The following is a 15,134-nucleotide window of genomic DNA, read 5'->3' as shown; positions in this document are numbered from 1 at the left end:
TACGGGATTTGAGGCCACTTGGTGGTCACTCCGCCTTTCCATAGCTTACGCTTCGCTGCACATCGTACATTATCTCACAAAAGAATATTTGGGTCCCCTTTCCATCGAATCATCTTCTGCTCGTCGGTCAGTCCGCCAGTGCCCTCGGAGTTACAGAAGGACAGAGCTGGGGTAACTATGCATGATATTTAAGACTGTGCATCGTTATTTTTTTTGGTGCATACTTGCTGTACTAACAAAGGAGAAATCTGATGGCATCTAGACTTCCGTTGGAGGGCGTCACCGTCGTTTCCTGCGAGCAGGCTGTAGCGGCACCCTTCGCTTCTCGGCAGTTGGCCGATCTCGGGGCGAGGGTCATCAAAGTCGAGAGGCCCGGGGGCGGGGACTTTGCGCGGGACTATGACGAGGCAGTGAACGGCTTGTCCAGCCACTTTGTGTGGCTGAACCGTTCAAAGGAGAGCATCGCCCTCGACCTGAAAAACGCGGAATCAGTGGCGATCATGCACCGGCTGCTCAGTGAGGCTGATGTGTTCATCCAAAACTTTGCACCGTCCGCGGCCGAGCGTCTGGGCCTTGGTTCAGCTGATCTCAGAGCCCGGTACCCCAAACTCATAACCTGCTCGATCAGCGGTTATGGCACAAGTGGACCTATCGTGACGCTAAGGCCTATGATCTTCTGATTCAATCCGAGACAGGTCTGGTGTCGATTACTGGATCGGAAGAGGCGCCTGCCAAGACGGGCATTCCAACCGCTGACATCGGTGCTGGTATGTATGCTTTCGCTGGACTGCTCGCAGCGTTATACAACAGGGAGCGAACGGGCGAGGGCACCCACGTTGAGATCAGCCTTTTCGACTCTCTGATCGAATGGATGGGCACCCCTCTACTACACCGAGTACGGGGGCAAACAGCCGGCTCGCGCCGGTACCAGCCACGCCGCAATCGCGCCCTACGGTACATTCATTGCCGGTGACGGCAAGGAAATCGTCCTGTCGATTCAAAACCAGCGTGAATGGCTGTCGTTCTGCACGACGGTTCTCCAGCTCCCAACCTTTGCCGTGGACGGCCGCTTTGATTCCGGCAGCAAACGGGTAGAGCACAGGGTCGAACTTGATGCAGTCATTAGCCAAGTCTTTGGGTCGAATTCAAGCGATGAACTGGAACACCGCCTGAGCGAGGCCAAGATTGCTCACGCAAGGCTTCGCCCCGTGGCAGATGTTATAGAGCATCCTCAGCTGGCGGCCCGCGACCGCTGGCGCATGGTTGATACCTCCGCCGGGCCCATCAGGGCCATACTGCCCGCCATAACTCTGGACGGGCATACGCCGCGGATGGATCCTGTTCCAGACGTAGGCCAGCACACAGAAGCAATCTTGGAGTCCATTGGCTATGACCAGCCGGCGCGTGCTCGCCTGGAACGGGAAGGGGTTTACTGAGCGCGTATGGACACGTCAGCGGCAGAGGGCACAACCACCCCTGGTGACCTGGCCTCGGTTGCCTCCCAGCCTATCGACGGCAAAGATGCCGATCGCATCATTGCCCTGTCTGAGGAGGAGGCACACGCCTGGCTGCACAGCCGGTTCATGCCAGGACAACGCGGCCGTGTGGGCGCGGAACTCGAAATGCTCGTCGGTGTAGCCGGGACAGAACCATTCGCCCGCCACTATCCGCGTGAGGGGTATCAAGCGCTTGTTGAATCACTGGGTCTCAATGGACTTGAGGGGCGGTTAACTCTCGAGCCTGGGGGCCAGGTTGAACTCAGTTCCAGTCCAGCGTCGTCGCTTGTGAATCTAATTGGTTCCGTGCAGCGCGATCTAGCCCTGATCGATGAACGGGCGGCCCGCCAGGGTGCGCGGCTCCTCGGCGTGGGCCTGGATCCTGCAAGGAACCCGAGGAGGATTCTTAGGTCGCCTCGTTACGATGCAATGGAGAGCTACTTCCGGCCCTGGCAGAGCGCCGGGCGGGCAATGATGTGCTCCTCGGCATCCATTCAGGTCAACGTCGAATGCGGGACTGATGCCCTTGGGATAGAGCCGCGGTGGGAGCTCCTGCATGCGATTGGCCCGGCTCTTGTAGCAGCCTTCGCCAATTCCCCGTATTTCCGGGGACGTTTGACGGGCTGGAAGAGTACCCGGCAGTCGGTATGGCAGCGCTTGGATCCAGCACGTACTGGAACGCCTCCTCGGCGGCGCGGCGAGACGGTCGCGGACGGCTTTGCGCGATGGGCTCTGGATGCTTCCCTGATGGTTGTACGACGATCAGGTCAAGACTGGTCCGCACCTTCTGGTGTCAGCTTCCGTGACTGGATCCACGGTGGCGACGTCGTCGTACCGGGTCGAACTCGCCCGACAATTGACGATCTGGCCTATCATGCATCGACCTTGTTCCCGCACATCAGGCCAAAAGGCTATTTCGAGGTCCGCTACATCGATGCCCTGCCTGGCTTGTCGTGGATTGTCCCCGTCGCGGTGATCGCGGCCCTCATCGAGGACACCTCCGCAGCGGACCGGGCAATGGGTCTTTGCGCTCCCTCGATGAACCGATGGGCTGATGCGGCCCGTTTTGGTATGGACGACCAGGAAATCGCGCGGTCGGCGGAAGGAATTTTGGCAGTTGCCGCCAGTAGCCTTCGTCGGCACCATAAGACGGTAGCGGCGGCCGACCGGGTAGAGGCCTACATGGAACGTTGGACGACGCGGCGGAGATCCCCGGCGGATGATATGCGAATCAAGCAGTGATTCTTCTGCTTCCTTCTTCTTAAAAGGGCAATTGTAGAAGGACGCGGGTTTCACGGCTGGGGGCCGGTGCACCATGCTCATCGAACGGCAGCAGACGGTGATTCCCACGAGTAATTCATCCAGACCTGGTACCCATCCCTACGACAGAACATGGCCCGGGGCGTTGCACCTTCAGCAGCAAGCCAGAGGATCTGGTCGTCGTTTGTCACTGCATCTACGAGGCCGCCCCGTATTGTCTGGAAGTTAAGGCGTAATTCGACGTGCTGGCCCACCAAGGGCCGCCACTCCTGTTGGTAATGCACTGCTGGGCCTCTCTTTCGTCTTAGGTGAATGCCCTTCTAGCTGGGGGAGGTGGGCTTCCGATTCCGACAATGTGACGAGTTCAATGTCCGCACCATGCGCGTCACCTCGCCCTCGAAGGGGCTGCGGCCGGCAGAATCTACCGAGTGTGGCTGGGATCGTGTGACGCTATAGACGTCGTGTTGTTCCAAGCGTCAGTGGTGTCCTCATGTCCTGCCGAAAGAAGTCATTGCCCTTGTCGTCAACGACCAAAAATGCCGGAAAGTCCTCTACCCTTATCCGGAAAACAGCCTCCATCCCAAGTTCGGGATAGTCAATAACCTCAACCGACTTGATGCAATCCTGGGCGAGCCTGGCAGCGGGCCCTCCCACTGATCCGAGGTAAAATCCGCCGTGTTGACGGCATGACTCTGTGACAGCTGCGGATCGGTTTCCCTTGGCAAGCATCACCAACGAGCCCCCCAAAGCCTGGAGTTCCTCGACATAACCATCCATACGGCCGGCCGTTGTCGGCCCGAATGATCCCGAGGGCATGTTCTCGGTGTCTTTGCCGGGCCGGCGTAGTAGACGGGGTGATCCAGCATGTACTGGGCAGGCCTTCGCCACGCTTAACCCTGGCCCTCAGCTCTGCATGGGCGATATCCCGAGCGACGACCATCGTTCCGGACAGCGAAAGACGGCTACTGATGGCGCACATGCTTAACTGCTGGCGAATCTGCTCCATGGGCGCATCGAGGTCAATCGGAATCGCAGCCGACGAATCAGTGATTTCTTCGAGTCCGGTGCTGGGGATGAACCTGGCAGGGTCCCGCTCCAGTTCCTCCAGAAAGACCCCCTCCGGGGTGATTCTTCCCAGAATTTGCCGGTCCGCGGAGCATGACACGGCCAGGGCAATGGGCAGCGAGCCTCCGTGCCGCGGGAGCCGGACGACCCTCACATCGTGACAAAAGTACTTTCCACCGAATTGGGCGCCGAAGCCTATCGTGCGAGTGAGGTTGAAGACCAGCTCCTCGAAGGCCTTGTCGCGGTACCCGTACCCAAGTGTGCCCCGGAGTCAGGCAAGGTGTCCAGGTAGTGAGCGGAGGCCAGCTTGGCTGTCTTGAGCGCGAACTCGGCCGAGGTTCCCCCAATGACCACGGCGAGGTGATATGGCGGGCATGCGGCGGTACCGATACTCTCGATCTTTTCCCGGAGGAAGGCAAGCATGCGGTCTTCGTCCAGGATGGACTTGGTCTCCTGATAGAGAAACGATTTGTTTGCACTGCCGCCCCCCTTGGCCATGAATAGAAATTCGTAGTCAAGGCCTTTGCCCAGTGAAATCTCGATTTGAGCGGGCAGGTTGGTTCGGGTGTTAGCTTCGGTCCACATGTCGAGCGGGGACATTTGTGAATAACGCAGGTTGAGTTGCTGATATGCATCGAAGATGCCGCGGGACAAGTGTTTTGCATCGTCGCCATCAGTGAGGACCCGGTGGCCCCTTTTGGCCGAAACGATGGCTGTACCCGTGTCCTGGCACATCGGCAGCACACCGCCTGAAGACACGTTCGCGTTCTTGAGCAGGTCCAAAGCAACGTACCGGTCATTGGGGGATGCTTCAGGATCATCGAGAATATTCCGGAGCTGCTGCAGATGGGCTGGTCGAAGGAAATGTGAAACATCCCTAATCGCTTCGCTGGCAAGCAGTTGAAGTGCAGCGGGTTCGACTACTAAGAACCGACTGTCACCCTCGCCCTCGACCCTGACGCCTTCACTCGTTAGCATCCGCATTTTGGATGAAGATGGGCGCAAGGGCAAAAGTTCTGTGTAGAGCTCGTCGTTGAACGATCCATCCACTTCTTGCTGCTTGATAGCTACTCCTGATGTCGAACCCAAGTAGGGACTTCCTGGCACCTAAGCACCGGAAAGCCAGGGAATTTGAGGGGGAAAATCCGTTGGGAGGAACCGGGAGTCGTTCTCCCTGTTCCTCCCAACGGTTCTCGTCAGCGCAAAGCGGTCTTCCGGTAGGAAAGACCGCAGTGCATGCGGCGGATACTTTAGGCGGGAATTCCTCGTGGGTGTACTTCGGCGCCGGGTACGGGGGGGACCCAAGACTGTGCTGACCGATGCCAGAGTTCGAGAGTCGGATTCAGCCATGAGGTGTCGTTCAAGGTTCCGGCCTTGATGAATGCGAGTCCAGGCATGGCGTCAATGCGGCTCACGATGGGTGACCCGCAGTCCGAACAGAACGAGCGGTTGGTATTGCTGCCGTGATCCTCGCCGACCGTTATGAAAGTCTTGAGGGAGTCTCCCTCAATTTTGAGGTCGATGTCATCAACGCCTACGACCAATGAAACGGCCGCACCGGTCTGGCGCTGGCAGTTCGTGCAATGGCAGATGGCTGTAAATTGCGGTTCCGTCTCACAGGTGTAGGTGATATTGCCGCACAGGCAATGTCCATCCAGTTTCATTTTCGGTTTCCTTCGATTCGTTTATGCGACTGACCAGGTGGCCCGATCATCGGTGTTGCGGTGATCACGCCCCTTGGTCCCCGGGAAGCGGCGGCCTGTGCTGTGCTAAGCCTTAGCTTTTTTGATCATGAGCGTCTGGGGGTTGGTGAACTCGCCCATTCCCTCGACACCGTTTTCAACGCCCATTCCCGACTGCTTGTGGCCGCCGAAGGGGAGGTCCACACCATGGATATGGATCTCGTTGACCCAGACGGTTCCGGTTTCGAGTCGGCGAGCAACCGCTTCGGCCTCTTCGGGGGGACCCCACACGGATCCTCCGAGCCCGGACTGGGTGTCGTTTGCCCGGCGGATCACTTCTTCGACATCGTCATAGCGCAGGATCGGCAGGACGGGACCGAACGGCTCCTCACGCACAATCCTGCTGTCGTCCGGTGGGTTATCGACGACGGTCACAGGAACGAAGTTCCCAGGCCTGTTTTCGTCGATGGTGCCGCCAACGGGAACCTTGTAGCCGTTATTGCGGATGTCGGCAAACAGGTCAAGCAGTTTGTTGTACTGCATGGTGTTTTGTACCGGCCCGAGCTCGGTTTCCGGATCCAGACCGTTGCCCACCACCCGCTCCTTGGCGTAGGCGACGAAGTCCTCAAGGAATTCTTGGTAGACGCTGGAGTGGATGTACACCCGCTTCGCGGCAACACACCACTGTCCCGAGTTGCCAAAAGCCGCCCAGAACAGGGTTGGAACGAGGGCCTTGTGGTCTGCTCCCGGCAGCACGATGGCAGCATCATTTCCGCCGAGTTCCAGGGTGATCCGCTTAAGGTTCGACGCTGCGCTGGCCATCACCTTTTTTCCGGTGGCGGTGGAACCGGTGAAACTGATTTTCGAGATGTCCGGGTGCTCGGTCATGTGCTGGCCGAGATCGTTGCCGCCTGAGACAACGTTGAGCACGCCGGCCGGGAAGATCTGCTGAGCGATCTCACCAAACTTGAGCGTCGTCAACGGCGTGTACGGGACGGCTTTAGGACCATCGTGTTCCCCGTGATGAGGCAGGGGGCGATCTTCCACAGTCCGAGCAGTACGGGGTAATTCCAGGGCGCAATCGCTCCGACCACTCCAAGAGGAGTCCTACGTACCTCCACAGTGTGGTCATCGTTTTCTTCGACAATCTCGGCCTGCAGCTGTCGCTTTGCGACTTCCGCAACCCAGTTGATGGCAAGCCCCACCTCAAACGTTGACTGCGTGGCGAGCGGCTTGCCCTGTTCGAGCGTCAGCAGCCGTGCAAGATCGTCCTTCTGGGACTCAAGTGCTGCAGCGAATCGGGTCAGGTAGTCCGCGCGCTCCTCCCAAGGGAGGCTCGACCAGCTGGGAAATGCGGCTTTCGCCGCTGCCACAGCATCATCAAGCAGCTCGGTTCCGTCCGGGGCCAATGCCAGGACGTCGCCAGTTGCCGGGTTAAAGACCTCGAATGTTTTTTCCGGGGTCACGAGTTCTCCATTTATGGACAAGGCGTAGGAGCCGAAAAAAATCGACCGCCTTAACGGGCCGTGTCAGGTCTGCAATGCTCACGCAGGGTCTCCTTTGACTGCTGTCCGCTCGTGCCTGAAAGCTAAGCGAAGTATCTGTATTGCAAGGATCATGTTTGGTTTGGAATATAACGCATAGCTCTTCCCGGCAGTTCTGGTATGGGAATCCCTGTCGGGTTAGCGCTTGCCTGCTGGCGCCAGGACTACCGCCGGGCTGTTAGATGCCGTACTGGCCGTTAGATGCCGTACTGGTGGAAGACCTTGGCGATGACTTTCCAAGTGCCGTCCTGCTTGATGAGGGTGTGGAAGTCGGTGTAGTCGGTGCCGTCTGCGTTGTCTTCCATATCGATGCGGATGACGGCGGTGCTCGGAGTGATCGCCAGGACGTCCAGGTGGCACTTGGAATCGGGGGCGGCACCGAACTGGTCCACATAGGGCTTGAGGTTCTTGTACGTGCCTTCGGTCAGGCCTGCTGCGGTGAAGCCGTGCATGGTGGCGTCTTCCCAGAAGGAGTCGGTGATGCGGTCGAAGTTGCCGACAGTCAGGCCTTCAAGGTAGCCGGCCATGGCTTCCTTGACGGCTACGTAATCGGCGGTGGGGATGACCTTGATGTTCTTGCTTACTGCGGTGGTTTCAGACATGATGCTTCCTTTGTTTCTTCGGGAGTCAGTGATGCCGCGTGGGCTACATCACTATTGAAACCTAAATATGTTTCAATTTCTAGTCCCTGGCTTCGATTAGTTGGCGCACTTTTGCCAAGGTTCGAAACAGGGATGGGCTGCGGGGAGAGGGGACACGGACGCTAACGGATGCCCTGCTCAGAGGGGGGTGATCACCACCCCCTCGCGATGGTCGAAGGCTTTGCGTTGATGTCCGCTCTCGGCAATGACCCAGAGGACGCTGTGATCGGTCATGACCTCTTCAAGCGTGGCGCTGTAGGGCTGCAAGCCCGGTTCGGCGACGGTTATGCGTTGCCCGGTTGTTAGGTGCGACCAGTTCTGCTTCAGTCGCACTTCCGTGACGATTTGTGGTGCTTTCATCCGTTGTTCTCCTCCTGACGAAGCGTCATAACTCTTCAGGAGCTCGTCGGGCTCTGCTCAGAGTTGGATGCCTGTGTATTTGGTCTCCTGGTAGGCCTCGAGCCCTTCCGTGCCACCTTCACGGCCGAGCCCGGAGGCTTTGGTGCCACCGAAGGGTGCTGCCGGGTTGGAGACGACTCCGCGGTTGATCCCTGTCATGCCGGCGTCGATCGCGTCCGCGACGCGGAGGGCGCGCGCGAGGTCCTTGGTGAAGATGTAGGAGGCAAGGCCGTAGGGGGTGTTGTTCGCCTCTGTTATTGCTTCGTTTTCGGTCTCGAAGGCGTAGATCGCGGCGACCGGACCGAAGATTTCCTCGGTCCGGATTTGCGCGTTGGCAGGAATGTTCGTCAGGACGGTTGGCGGGTAGAAGTAGCCTGTGCCGCCCGGGCGGTGACCGCCCGTGAGGCATCGCGCTCCGTTGGCGACGGCGTCCTCAACCAGAGATGCCACTTTGAGGACCTGTTTGGTGTCCACGAGGGGGCCGAGCTCGGTGTCTGGTTCCGTGCCGTTGCCTATCTTGACAGCCGCCATCTTCTCGGTGAAGCGGCGCGTGAATTCGGCAGCTATTCCGTTTTGGACGTAGACGCGATTGGCCCCGATACATGACTGGCCGCCGTTGCGGAGCTTGGCGACCATTGCACCCTCGACTGCCGTTTCAAGGTCGGCATCGTCGAACACGATCAGGGGTGCATTGCCGCCAAGTTCCATGGAGGTGTTCATGATGTTCTGCGCGGCCTGGGTGAGAAGGACGCGTCCAACCTGGGTGGAGCCCGTGAAGGAGACCTTCCGAGAGCGGGGATCGGCCATGATCGCTGCGACGACTTCGGGAGAGTTGTTGGTGGTGATGACGTTTACGACGCCGGCGGGCACACCGGCTTCTTCCATGACGCGGGCGAGTAAGAGGCTGGTCAAGGGCGTAAGTTCGGCGGGTTTCAATATGGTGGTGCACCCGGCGGCGAGGGCGGGCGCGATCTTGCGGGCGCCCATGGCCAGCGGAAAGTTCCAAGGTGTGATTAGCAGCGACGGGCCGACGGGGCGCTTGGAAACAGCGATACGGTACTGGCCGCCAGGTTCGAGCCCGTACTGGCCTTCTAGGTGAAGGCGGTTCGTTGACTCTGCAAACCAGCGGAAAAACCCGGCGCCATAGTCGACTTCAGCCTGGGCCTCGGGCCAGGGCTTGCCCATCTCGGCGACGATGAGAGCTGCGAACTCGTCCCGGCGTTCAATAATGCCCCGGTAGGTGGCGGCGAGGATATCGGCCCGTTCCCGCGCGGGCGTCCCGGCCCAGGAGCTCTGGGCAGCGGCCGCGGCGTCCAGGGCGGCAAGACCATCCCCGATGGTGCCGTCGGGGACCTGGGCAATGGGCTCCTCGGTTGCGGGGTTTAGGACGGTGATCCTGCCGCCACTGGCTGCTGGAACCCAGGCACCGCCAATGGGCATCAGATTCTTCGGAAAGCCCAGGACCGGGATGGGGGAGGGGACAGCGGTTGTGATGGTGTCTTCCATGGGGGGATCACGTGCTTTCGACTTGGTTCTCTTCTGGCGCCGGCGGGCCGGAGTTAATGGCTGGTTTGGGCGCCTCGGTCAGTCGTGGCGTCAGCCAGTTCTGGAAGCGGCTGCCGTGGACTACAGGGTCGATAAGCAGCAGTTTGGTGCCGGGTTCGTTGCCCGGCTCTGTACGCGCGTGGATGAACCACGGGCCGTCGGAGTTCATGGTCCGCTTCAAGGCCAGCATCAGCTCATCAGGGGTTTCAGCGCGCAAGACCTTCAGGTCCACGGATTCGGCGAACCGGCCAAGGTCGATGCTTACGGCTTGAGTTGGAATGGAGGCTGTGGAGGCATAGACGCCATTGTCAAGGAGCACGATGACGAGGTTTTCGGGGGCGAGGAAGCCGGCAGTAATCGCGGCGCCCGGGTTCATCAGCAGCGAACCGTCGCCTTCAACGACCACGGCCCGGCTTATCGGGGAATCCTTGATGGCCTGGGCCAGACCGGTGGCTACAGAAATGGCCAGGCCCATCGCGTCCAGCAGGTACAGGTGGCTGTCCCGGTCCTCGACGGAGGCCAATTCACGGGATGTTGCGGCGCAGGTAGCCACGACCGGGATGTCTGGGGTCGCGTCAACGACTACGCGGAGTGCTTCGATGCGTTTCATGCTTTTGCCTTTCCGTCTTTGGGGTCGAAAAATTCCATGAGGACGACGACGGGTCGGAAGGTCATTCGGGCGTGGTTGCCGGCTTCGGCTACCGTCGCTCCCCAGTCCTCGGCCGTGTTGCGCCGGTCCACACGGAAGACCGGGATGTTGGTCGAAGCCAGCAATGCCGGGACCGGCTCGGAAATCGAATGGATCATGGAGTTGTACTCGCCCAGCCCGCCGCGGGTGTTCGCGACGATCAGCAAGGGCAGGTGGTAGGACACGGCGAAAGTCGTCAATGCGGTCAGCGCGTTGCCGAAGCCGTTGTCCTGCATGATGATGACACCGAATTTTCCGGCGAACGGGTACGCACCAACGACGCCGATCGCTTCCTCTTCCCGCGATACCGGATAGACCAACGGCAGGTCCCCACGCGACTGCGCGTCAAGGACACCGTTGATGATTGGGGCAATACTCGCCGAAGGCACGTATGCCACACCATCGGGATCAAGCCCGACGATCGCATCCACCACCCCGGCATGCCGATCCTGCGTAATAGTGGCTGACATGAGAAGACTCCTAATGATTGTTGGTTGAGTTGTTCGAGCGTGACTTTCAGAAATGGCACATCGATGTGGTCCCTTGAGGTCAGATGGTGAAACCCCAGGGCAAGCAGGCTTTTGGCCAGCCGTTCTTACAGCTGCTGCACCTTCGCCTTGGCGACTTCTTGCGAATGCCGTATAAGGCCGAGTACATGTGAACGCAGCTCACCGAAACGATGGCTCTCCCGGGTAGTGAATTGGTCCCGCTCCGCACCGAGATCTACGTTGACAATCTCTTGAACTGTCGCCGGATTCTTTGACAGGACGACGATGCGGTCCGAGAGGTAGACGGCTTCATCGATGTCGTGGGTCACCAACATCACGGTCATGTTGCGGGAACGCTGAAGTTCGAGGGTGAGATCTTCGAGTTCGAGACGCGTTTGTGCATCGATGGAGGCGAAGGGCTCGTCCATGACCAAAACTTCAGGTTCGGTAATGAGGGCGCGGGCAATAGCGACGCGCTGCTGCATGCCGCCCGACATCTGCCAGGGGTACTTGGTTTCAGACCCGGCAAGGCCAACGCTCGCGAGAGCTTCTCGGCTCAGACGTCGTACTTCTGTTCGGGGCAGTTTCCGGTTGGTCAGTGCAAGTGCGACGTTCTTTTCTGCAGTCATCCACGGCATGAGAGAACGCGTGTACTCCTGAAAGACAATGGAGATTTTGGAACTGGGGCCTGTTAGCTTCTCGCCGTCCAGGAGTACCTGTCCCGTAGTGGACGGCATCAGGCGTGTAAGGCATCGAAGAAGCGTGGTTTTTCCAGCGCCAGAGGGCCCGACGAGGCAAACAAACTCTCCTACGTGCACGTCGAAGGTGATGCCGCGAAGGACTTCGTTGGCTGCCGACCCTGTGCCGTACGTTTTCGACAGGTCGGAGATTGTCAGACGAACGGGGCTGCTTGTGTTCATGGTGGTTCTCCAAATTAGCGAGCACGGGACGCGGCGCGGGACGCAACGTACCAACTGAGGACGCGGTCGCGACCAAGGACGAAGAGGGTATTGAGTGCAAAGCCGAGAATGGCGAGCAGAACGATACCTGCCCATACGCTCACGGAATCGAACGTGAGCTGGGCCTGCATGGTGATGTGGCCCAAGCCGCGGACAGCAGCAAGCATCTCGCTGGCGACCATGAGGATGAAGGCGAATTGCAGACCCGTTTGTAGGCCTCCGGCTATGGAGGGACTCGCTGACGGAATCCAGGCGACCCAGAGCTCCTTCCAGCGCGAGAGCTTCATTGATCGCGTTACATCGATCAGCGCCGGATCTGTGCGTCGTAGACCGTCGATCGTGGCGAGAACGATCGGGAAAAATGCCCCCAGCGCAATGATCGCTACTTTGGAGTTGTCTCCGACGCCGAGCACGAGCACAAGTGGTGGAATGAGCATGATGGCGGGAATGGAACGGCCGAAGTCCAGCAAAGGTGTGAAGAGCAGGCGAAGAACCTTCACACGCCCCAATGCAATCCCCACGGCGACGCCGAGCACTGATGCGATCACGAATCCCGCAAACAGGTTTACGATGCTGGGCACTACGTCGGAAAGAAAGTTTTCGAAGAGCCACAGTTTTTGGAAACGCTGAATGATTCTGAGCGGAGTCGGGAAGTACGGATTGCGGGTTGTCGAGGTCCAGATCGCATACGCGATGACAATCAGGACCGGGACTGCAGTCCCAATAATGATCTTGCGAAACACGCTCATGCGTACTCCTCCAAAGGGCGGCCGCCGCGAACGAGAGTTCGCTCTGCATAATTGAGAATCAGGGCTAGAGCGCCGCCAAGGAGGCCGCTCCAGAGGATAAGCCCGAATGCCAGGTCAGACTGTGCAGACTCCTGAGCGAGGAGAATACGCCGTCCCAGACCCGGAGCGCCACCAAGCAGACCGGCACCGATCGACAGCAGAAGCGCTGCGCTGGCAGCGATGCGAACGCCTGTCATGATGTAGGGGGTGGCGCTGGGCAACACCACTGCGGTCTGCGTCTTTCCCCAGCTAAGGTTCATGGCACGTGCCGTGTCGATTGCAACGGGGTCCACATCCCTGACTCCCACCTGGACCTGTACGAGGATGGGCCACACCGCTCCGAATGCGGCCAGGAACACGCCGAGCTCCCTGGTTGGGCCGAAGATGAGCAGCACGAGCGGAAGAATCACAACCGCCGGCAGCGGTCGCAGGAACTGGATCATTGGATCAAGCGCCTCGTTCACCGGCCGGGACAGCCCTGTTAGACTCCGACCAGAAGTCCCACGGCGAGTGCAATCAGCAACCCGGTCAATGCCATGGCGACCGTCTCACCGATGGCTGACCAGAAGGTAGGATCAGTCGCGAGGGCCATGGCCTGGTTGATAGATCCGCTCATGGTGGGGATACCGGATACTGCGGCCACGGGCCCCAGCGTAGTTGCCCATTCCCACGCGGCCAGCCAAAGGACGATGCCAACTATTCCGCCCAGAACTGCGCTAAGGGCGGCCTTGGTCTGTTTTCTCTTCATCGGGTGCCCTCTGAGATGTGGATTCGACGGTTACTCATTGAGCGCCTGCGGCACCACTACAGCGTTGAGATCAATGTCCGAGGAAATGAACCCTTCCTCTTTTTCGATTTTGTAGAACCGCTCAAGACCGGCCATGTCGACCTTCGAGTAGTAATAGGGGACGACAGCCTTTGCCAGCGTTGCGGGATCCACCTTCTGTTCACGTGCCGCAGTGGCCCTCACGACGTCGGGGTTTTCCCGCCCGAATGCCGTCGTCTCCTGGATCGCGCAGTTGAACCGTGCAACGACCTCAGGGTTCTTGAGAACGTAGTCGCTCGAGGCGACCATCGCCGATGTCGGCCCTTCGTGGAATGTCTCCACTGCAGGCCACGAGATGATCTTGTACCCTGCTTTCTCTGCCGGGGTCATCGCCGGCTCAGTCGAATAGGCGGCGTCCACCTGGCCCGCCATCAGCGCGTTTGCTGCGTCGGCGTAGCTCATCGTGGTGAATTTGACGGTGTCGGCGTCGCCTCCGTTCGCGTTGATAACGTGGCGGACGGTGAGTTCACCTTGCCCCTTCGGGTCAGCGATAGCGACAGTCTTGCCATTCAAGTCGCCCGGATCTTCGATGCCGCTGGTGGGACTGACGAGAATTGCGGTTACTTCCCGTGTGTAGCCTTCCTCGCCTGCCTGCATCTTCTCCCAATACTTAGGGGCGATGCCGGCGAATGGCGCAACAATAGTCAGAGGAATGCCTTGATCGATCGCCTGGAAAGTGGCGATCGTCCCTGTGAAAGCGAAGTTGACACTGCCTCCCTGCACGGCGGCGATCGAAGCCGGCAAGCCGTTGACGCTGGACAACTTTGCGTTGAGGCCGTGCTTAGCGAAAAAGCCCCTGTCAACCCCGGCGTAGAGGGCGCCGTTGCTCACGATGGGAACTGCGGCGATAGTGATGTCGGTCATCGTGTCGGCCTTCGGCGCATCACAACTGTAATTGACACCCGACATGACCGCTTGAACTTCCGTTTGGGTTTCTTCGGTGCCTGAGGAGCTGGAGGAGCAGCCTGCAAGGGCGGCGGCAGCAGCAACGCTCAGACCCAGGCCGGTAACGATCCTGACTGATTTCTTCATGATGGTTGTCGCTTTCTATTGAGCGGAACGGGGATGTCCTGGGCTACGAGAGGAAGGTAGCGGAGCGCTTGATGTGCTCCGCCGCCCCGAACTTGTCGGAGAGGCGAACGCCCTGCGACAGCTCTTTGCGGGCTGGTTCCTCTACGGTCTGGAAATCAATGCAGTCTTGATAGAGATTTTCAAAGCGGTGGGGGCTGATAAAGACAATGCCGTTAGCGTCGGCGATGACGAGATCACCTGGGCGCACTGTTTCTCCGGATACGGCGACAGGGAGGTTGACATCGCCGCCTAGGCCCAGTAGACGGGTCGTCTTGGAGCTCAGTCCCCGTGAGAACACGGGCATGCCTGTCGCTTCCAGCTCTGCTATGTCGGTTGCCATGCCATCGACCACAACGCCGGCGGCCCCGCGTAGGGCGATGACGAAGGCCACCATAGCCCCAACGCTTGCGCGGTCGCGGTCTTCGCCCATATCGATGACTACGACGTGTCCGGGCTGAACTTCGTCGGCGGCGTGATGCAGGGCTGTTCCGTCCATTGGGGCGAGGCGAACGGTAAGTGCCGTTCCGGCAAACCGGTTTGCCCGCGTCACGGCGTGAATTCCAGTCGTGAAGCCCCGATCTACAGCGTGTCCGAGCGTTGCCGGTTCCACGAGGAGGGCCCTGTCCGTGAGCTCCCGGGGGAGTACCGCCGGAGTGGGGGCGATCTGATACATTACGAGCCT

15 protein-coding genes and 3 pseudogenes are annotated in these 15,134 nt (G+C 59.4%); 2 read left to right on the top strand and 16 right to left on the bottom strand.

Going from position 1 to position 15,134, the window contains the following annotated elements:
• Nucleotides 1-251: 251 nt before the first annotated feature.
• Nucleotides 252-1,436 (top strand): annotated as a pseudogene (locus tag ACPEE0_RS22030) (CaiB/BaiF CoA transferase family protein).
• Between the two features lie 6 nt (nt 1,437-1,442).
• Nucleotides 1,443-2,738 carry an ergothioneine biosynthesis glutamate--cysteine ligase EgtA gene (egtA, locus tag ACPEE0_RS22025; RefSeq protein ID WP_424575411.1) on the top strand — a complete coding sequence of 432 codons (1,296 nt, stop codon included), beginning with the start codon at nt 1,443-1,445 and terminating at the stop codon, nt 2,736-2,738.
• 468 nt (nt 2,739-3,206) lie between these two features.
• On the opposite strand, the gene ACPEE0_RS22020 is transcribed toward egtA, so the two are convergent.
• The 16 genes and pseudogenes from ACPEE0_RS22020 to ACPEE0_RS21945 form a co-directional block, all read right to left on the bottom strand.
• On the bottom strand, nt 3,207-3,644 hold the full coding sequence (locus tag ACPEE0_RS22020; RefSeq protein WP_424575410.1) for a fumarate hydratase C-terminal domain-containing protein: 438 nt from the start codon (nt 3,642-3,644) through the stop codon (nt 3,207-3,209).
• 37 nt (nt 3,645-3,681) lie between these two features.
• Nucleotides 3,682-4,020, bottom strand: a pseudogene (locus tag ACPEE0_RS22015) (fumarate hydratase); the annotation flags it as partial.
• A complete protein-coding gene (locus ACPEE0_RS22010; protein ID WP_424575409.1) occupies nt 4,017-4,910 on the bottom strand; it encodes a fumarate hydratase in 894 nt (297 codons plus the stop codon). The pseudogene ACPEE0_RS22015 and the gene ACPEE0_RS22010, both read right to left, overlap by 4 nt.
• 161 nt (nt 4,911-5,071) lie before the next feature.
• Nucleotides 5,072-5,485 (bottom strand): GFA family protein, encoded by a 414-nt coding sequence (locus tag ACPEE0_RS22005; protein ID WP_424575408.1) that lies wholly within the window; start codon nt 5,483-5,485, stop codon nt 5,072-5,074.
• A 105-nt stretch (nt 5,486-5,590) separates the two neighbouring features.
• Nucleotides 5,591-6,969 (bottom strand): annotated as a pseudogene (locus ACPEE0_RS22000) (aldehyde dehydrogenase family protein).
• 275 nt (nt 6,970-7,244) lie between these two features.
• Nucleotides 7,245-7,649, bottom strand: a complete 405-nt coding sequence (locus ACPEE0_RS21995) for a nuclear transport factor 2 family protein (protein WP_424575407.1) — start codon at nt 7,647-7,649, stop codon at nt 7,245-7,247.
• 177 nt (nt 7,650-7,826) lie between these two features.
• Complete coding sequence (locus ACPEE0_RS21990; protein ID WP_424575406.1) at nt 7,827-8,048, bottom strand: hypothetical protein; 222 nt, start codon at nt 8,046-8,048, stop codon at nt 7,827-7,829.
• A gap of 57 nt (nt 8,049-8,105) precedes the next feature.
• Nucleotides 8,106-9,593 (bottom strand): NAD-dependent succinate-semialdehyde dehydrogenase, encoded by a 1,488-nt coding sequence (locus ACPEE0_RS21985; protein ID WP_424575405.1) that lies wholly within the window; start codon nt 9,591-9,593, stop codon nt 8,106-8,108.
• 7 nt (nt 9,594-9,600) lie between these two features.
• Nucleotides 9,601-10,242, bottom strand: coding sequence for a thiamine pyrophosphate-dependent enzyme (locus ACPEE0_RS21980; protein WP_424575404.1), 642 nt, complete (start codon nt 10,240-10,242; stop codon nt 9,601-9,603).
• Complete coding sequence (locus ACPEE0_RS21975) at nt 10,239-10,754, bottom strand: thiamine pyrophosphate-binding protein (protein WP_424575403.1); 516 nt, start codon at nt 10,752-10,754, stop codon at nt 10,239-10,241. The genes ACPEE0_RS21980 and ACPEE0_RS21975 overlap by 4 nt, the downstream gene beginning before the upstream one ends.
• 161 nt (nt 10,755-10,915) lie before the next feature.
• Nucleotides 10,916-11,728 (bottom strand): ABC transporter ATP-binding protein, encoded by an 813-nt coding sequence (locus ACPEE0_RS21970; RefSeq protein ID WP_424575402.1) that lies wholly within the window; start codon nt 11,726-11,728, stop codon nt 10,916-10,918.
• 14 nt (nt 11,729-11,742) lie between these two features.
• Nucleotides 11,743-12,516: an ABC transporter permease gene (locus ACPEE0_RS21965; protein WP_424575401.1), complete on the bottom strand. Its 774-nt coding sequence runs from the start codon at nt 12,514-12,516 to the stop codon at nt 11,743-11,745.
• On the bottom strand, nt 12,513-13,019 hold the full coding sequence (locus tag ACPEE0_RS21960; RefSeq protein WP_424575400.1) for an ABC transporter permease: 507 nt from the start codon (nt 13,017-13,019) through the stop codon (nt 12,513-12,515). The genes ACPEE0_RS21965 and ACPEE0_RS21960 overlap by 4 nt, the downstream gene beginning before the upstream one ends.
• Nucleotides 13,020-13,036: 17 nt before the next feature.
• Nucleotides 13,037-13,303, bottom strand: a complete 267-nt coding sequence (locus tag ACPEE0_RS21955) for a hypothetical protein (protein WP_424575399.1) — start codon at nt 13,301-13,303, stop codon at nt 13,037-13,039.
• Between the two features lie 30 nt (nt 13,304-13,333).
• Nucleotides 13,334-14,413 (bottom strand): ABC transporter substrate-binding protein, encoded by a 1,080-nt coding sequence (locus tag ACPEE0_RS21950; protein WP_424575398.1) that lies wholly within the window; start codon nt 14,411-14,413, stop codon nt 13,334-13,336.
• Nucleotides 14,414-14,456: 43 nt separating this feature from the next.
• Nucleotides 14,457-15,125, bottom strand: a complete 669-nt coding sequence (locus tag ACPEE0_RS21945) for an RraA family protein (protein ID WP_424575397.1) — start codon at nt 15,123-15,125, stop codon at nt 14,457-14,459.
• Between the last annotated feature and the right edge of the window lie 9 nt (nt 15,126-15,134).

The organism is Arthrobacter sp. SD76, from assembly GCF_049726125.1.
Lineage (GTDB): Bacteria > Actinomycetota > Actinomycetes > Actinomycetales > Micrococcaceae > Arthrobacter > Arthrobacter nitrophenolicus.
This window is presented reverse-complemented; position numbering and strand designations above follow the sequence as displayed.

Bases quoted from the DNA above. Each gene is read 5' to 3' on its own strand.
- egtA (WP_424575411.1), top strand. From the start codon at position 1,443: ATGGACACGTCAGCGGCAGAGGGCACAACCACCCCTGGTGACCTGGCC.
- ACPEE0_RS22005 (WP_424575408.1), bottom strand. From the start codon at position 5,485: ATGAAACTGGATGGACATTGCCTGTGCGGCAATATCACCTACACCTGT.
- ACPEE0_RS21995 (WP_424575407.1), bottom strand. From the start codon at position 7,649: ATGTCTGAAACCACCGCAGTAAGCAAGAACATCAAGGTCATCCCCACC.
- ACPEE0_RS21990 (WP_424575406.1), bottom strand. From the start codon at position 8,048: ATGAAAGCACCACAAATCGTCACGGAAGTGCGACTGAAGCAGAACTGG.
- ACPEE0_RS21985 (WP_424575405.1), bottom strand. From the start codon at position 9,593: ATGGAAGACACCATCACAACCGCTGTCCCCTCCCCCATCCCGGTCCTG.
- ACPEE0_RS21980 (WP_424575404.1), bottom strand. From the start codon at position 10,242: ATGAAACGCATCGAAGCACTCCGCGTAGTCGTTGACGCGACCCCAGAC.
- ACPEE0_RS21970 (WP_424575402.1), bottom strand. From the start codon at position 11,728: ATGAACACAAGCAGCCCCGTTCGTCTGACAATCTCCGACCTGTCGAAA.
- ACPEE0_RS21965 (WP_424575401.1), bottom strand. From the start codon at position 12,516: ATGAGCGTGTTTCGCAAGATCATTATTGGGACTGCAGTCCCGGTCCTG.
- ACPEE0_RS21955 (WP_424575399.1), bottom strand. From the start codon at position 13,303: ATGAAGAGAAAACAGACCAAGGCCGCCCTTAGCGCAGTTCTGGGCGGA.
- ACPEE0_RS21950 (WP_424575398.1), bottom strand. From the start codon at position 14,413: ATGAAGAAATCAGTCAGGATCGTTACCGGCCTGGGTCTGAGCGTTGCT.
- ACPEE0_RS21945 (WP_424575397.1), bottom strand. From the start codon at position 15,125: ATGTATCAGATCGCCCCCACTCCGGCGGTACTCCCCCGGGAGCTCACG.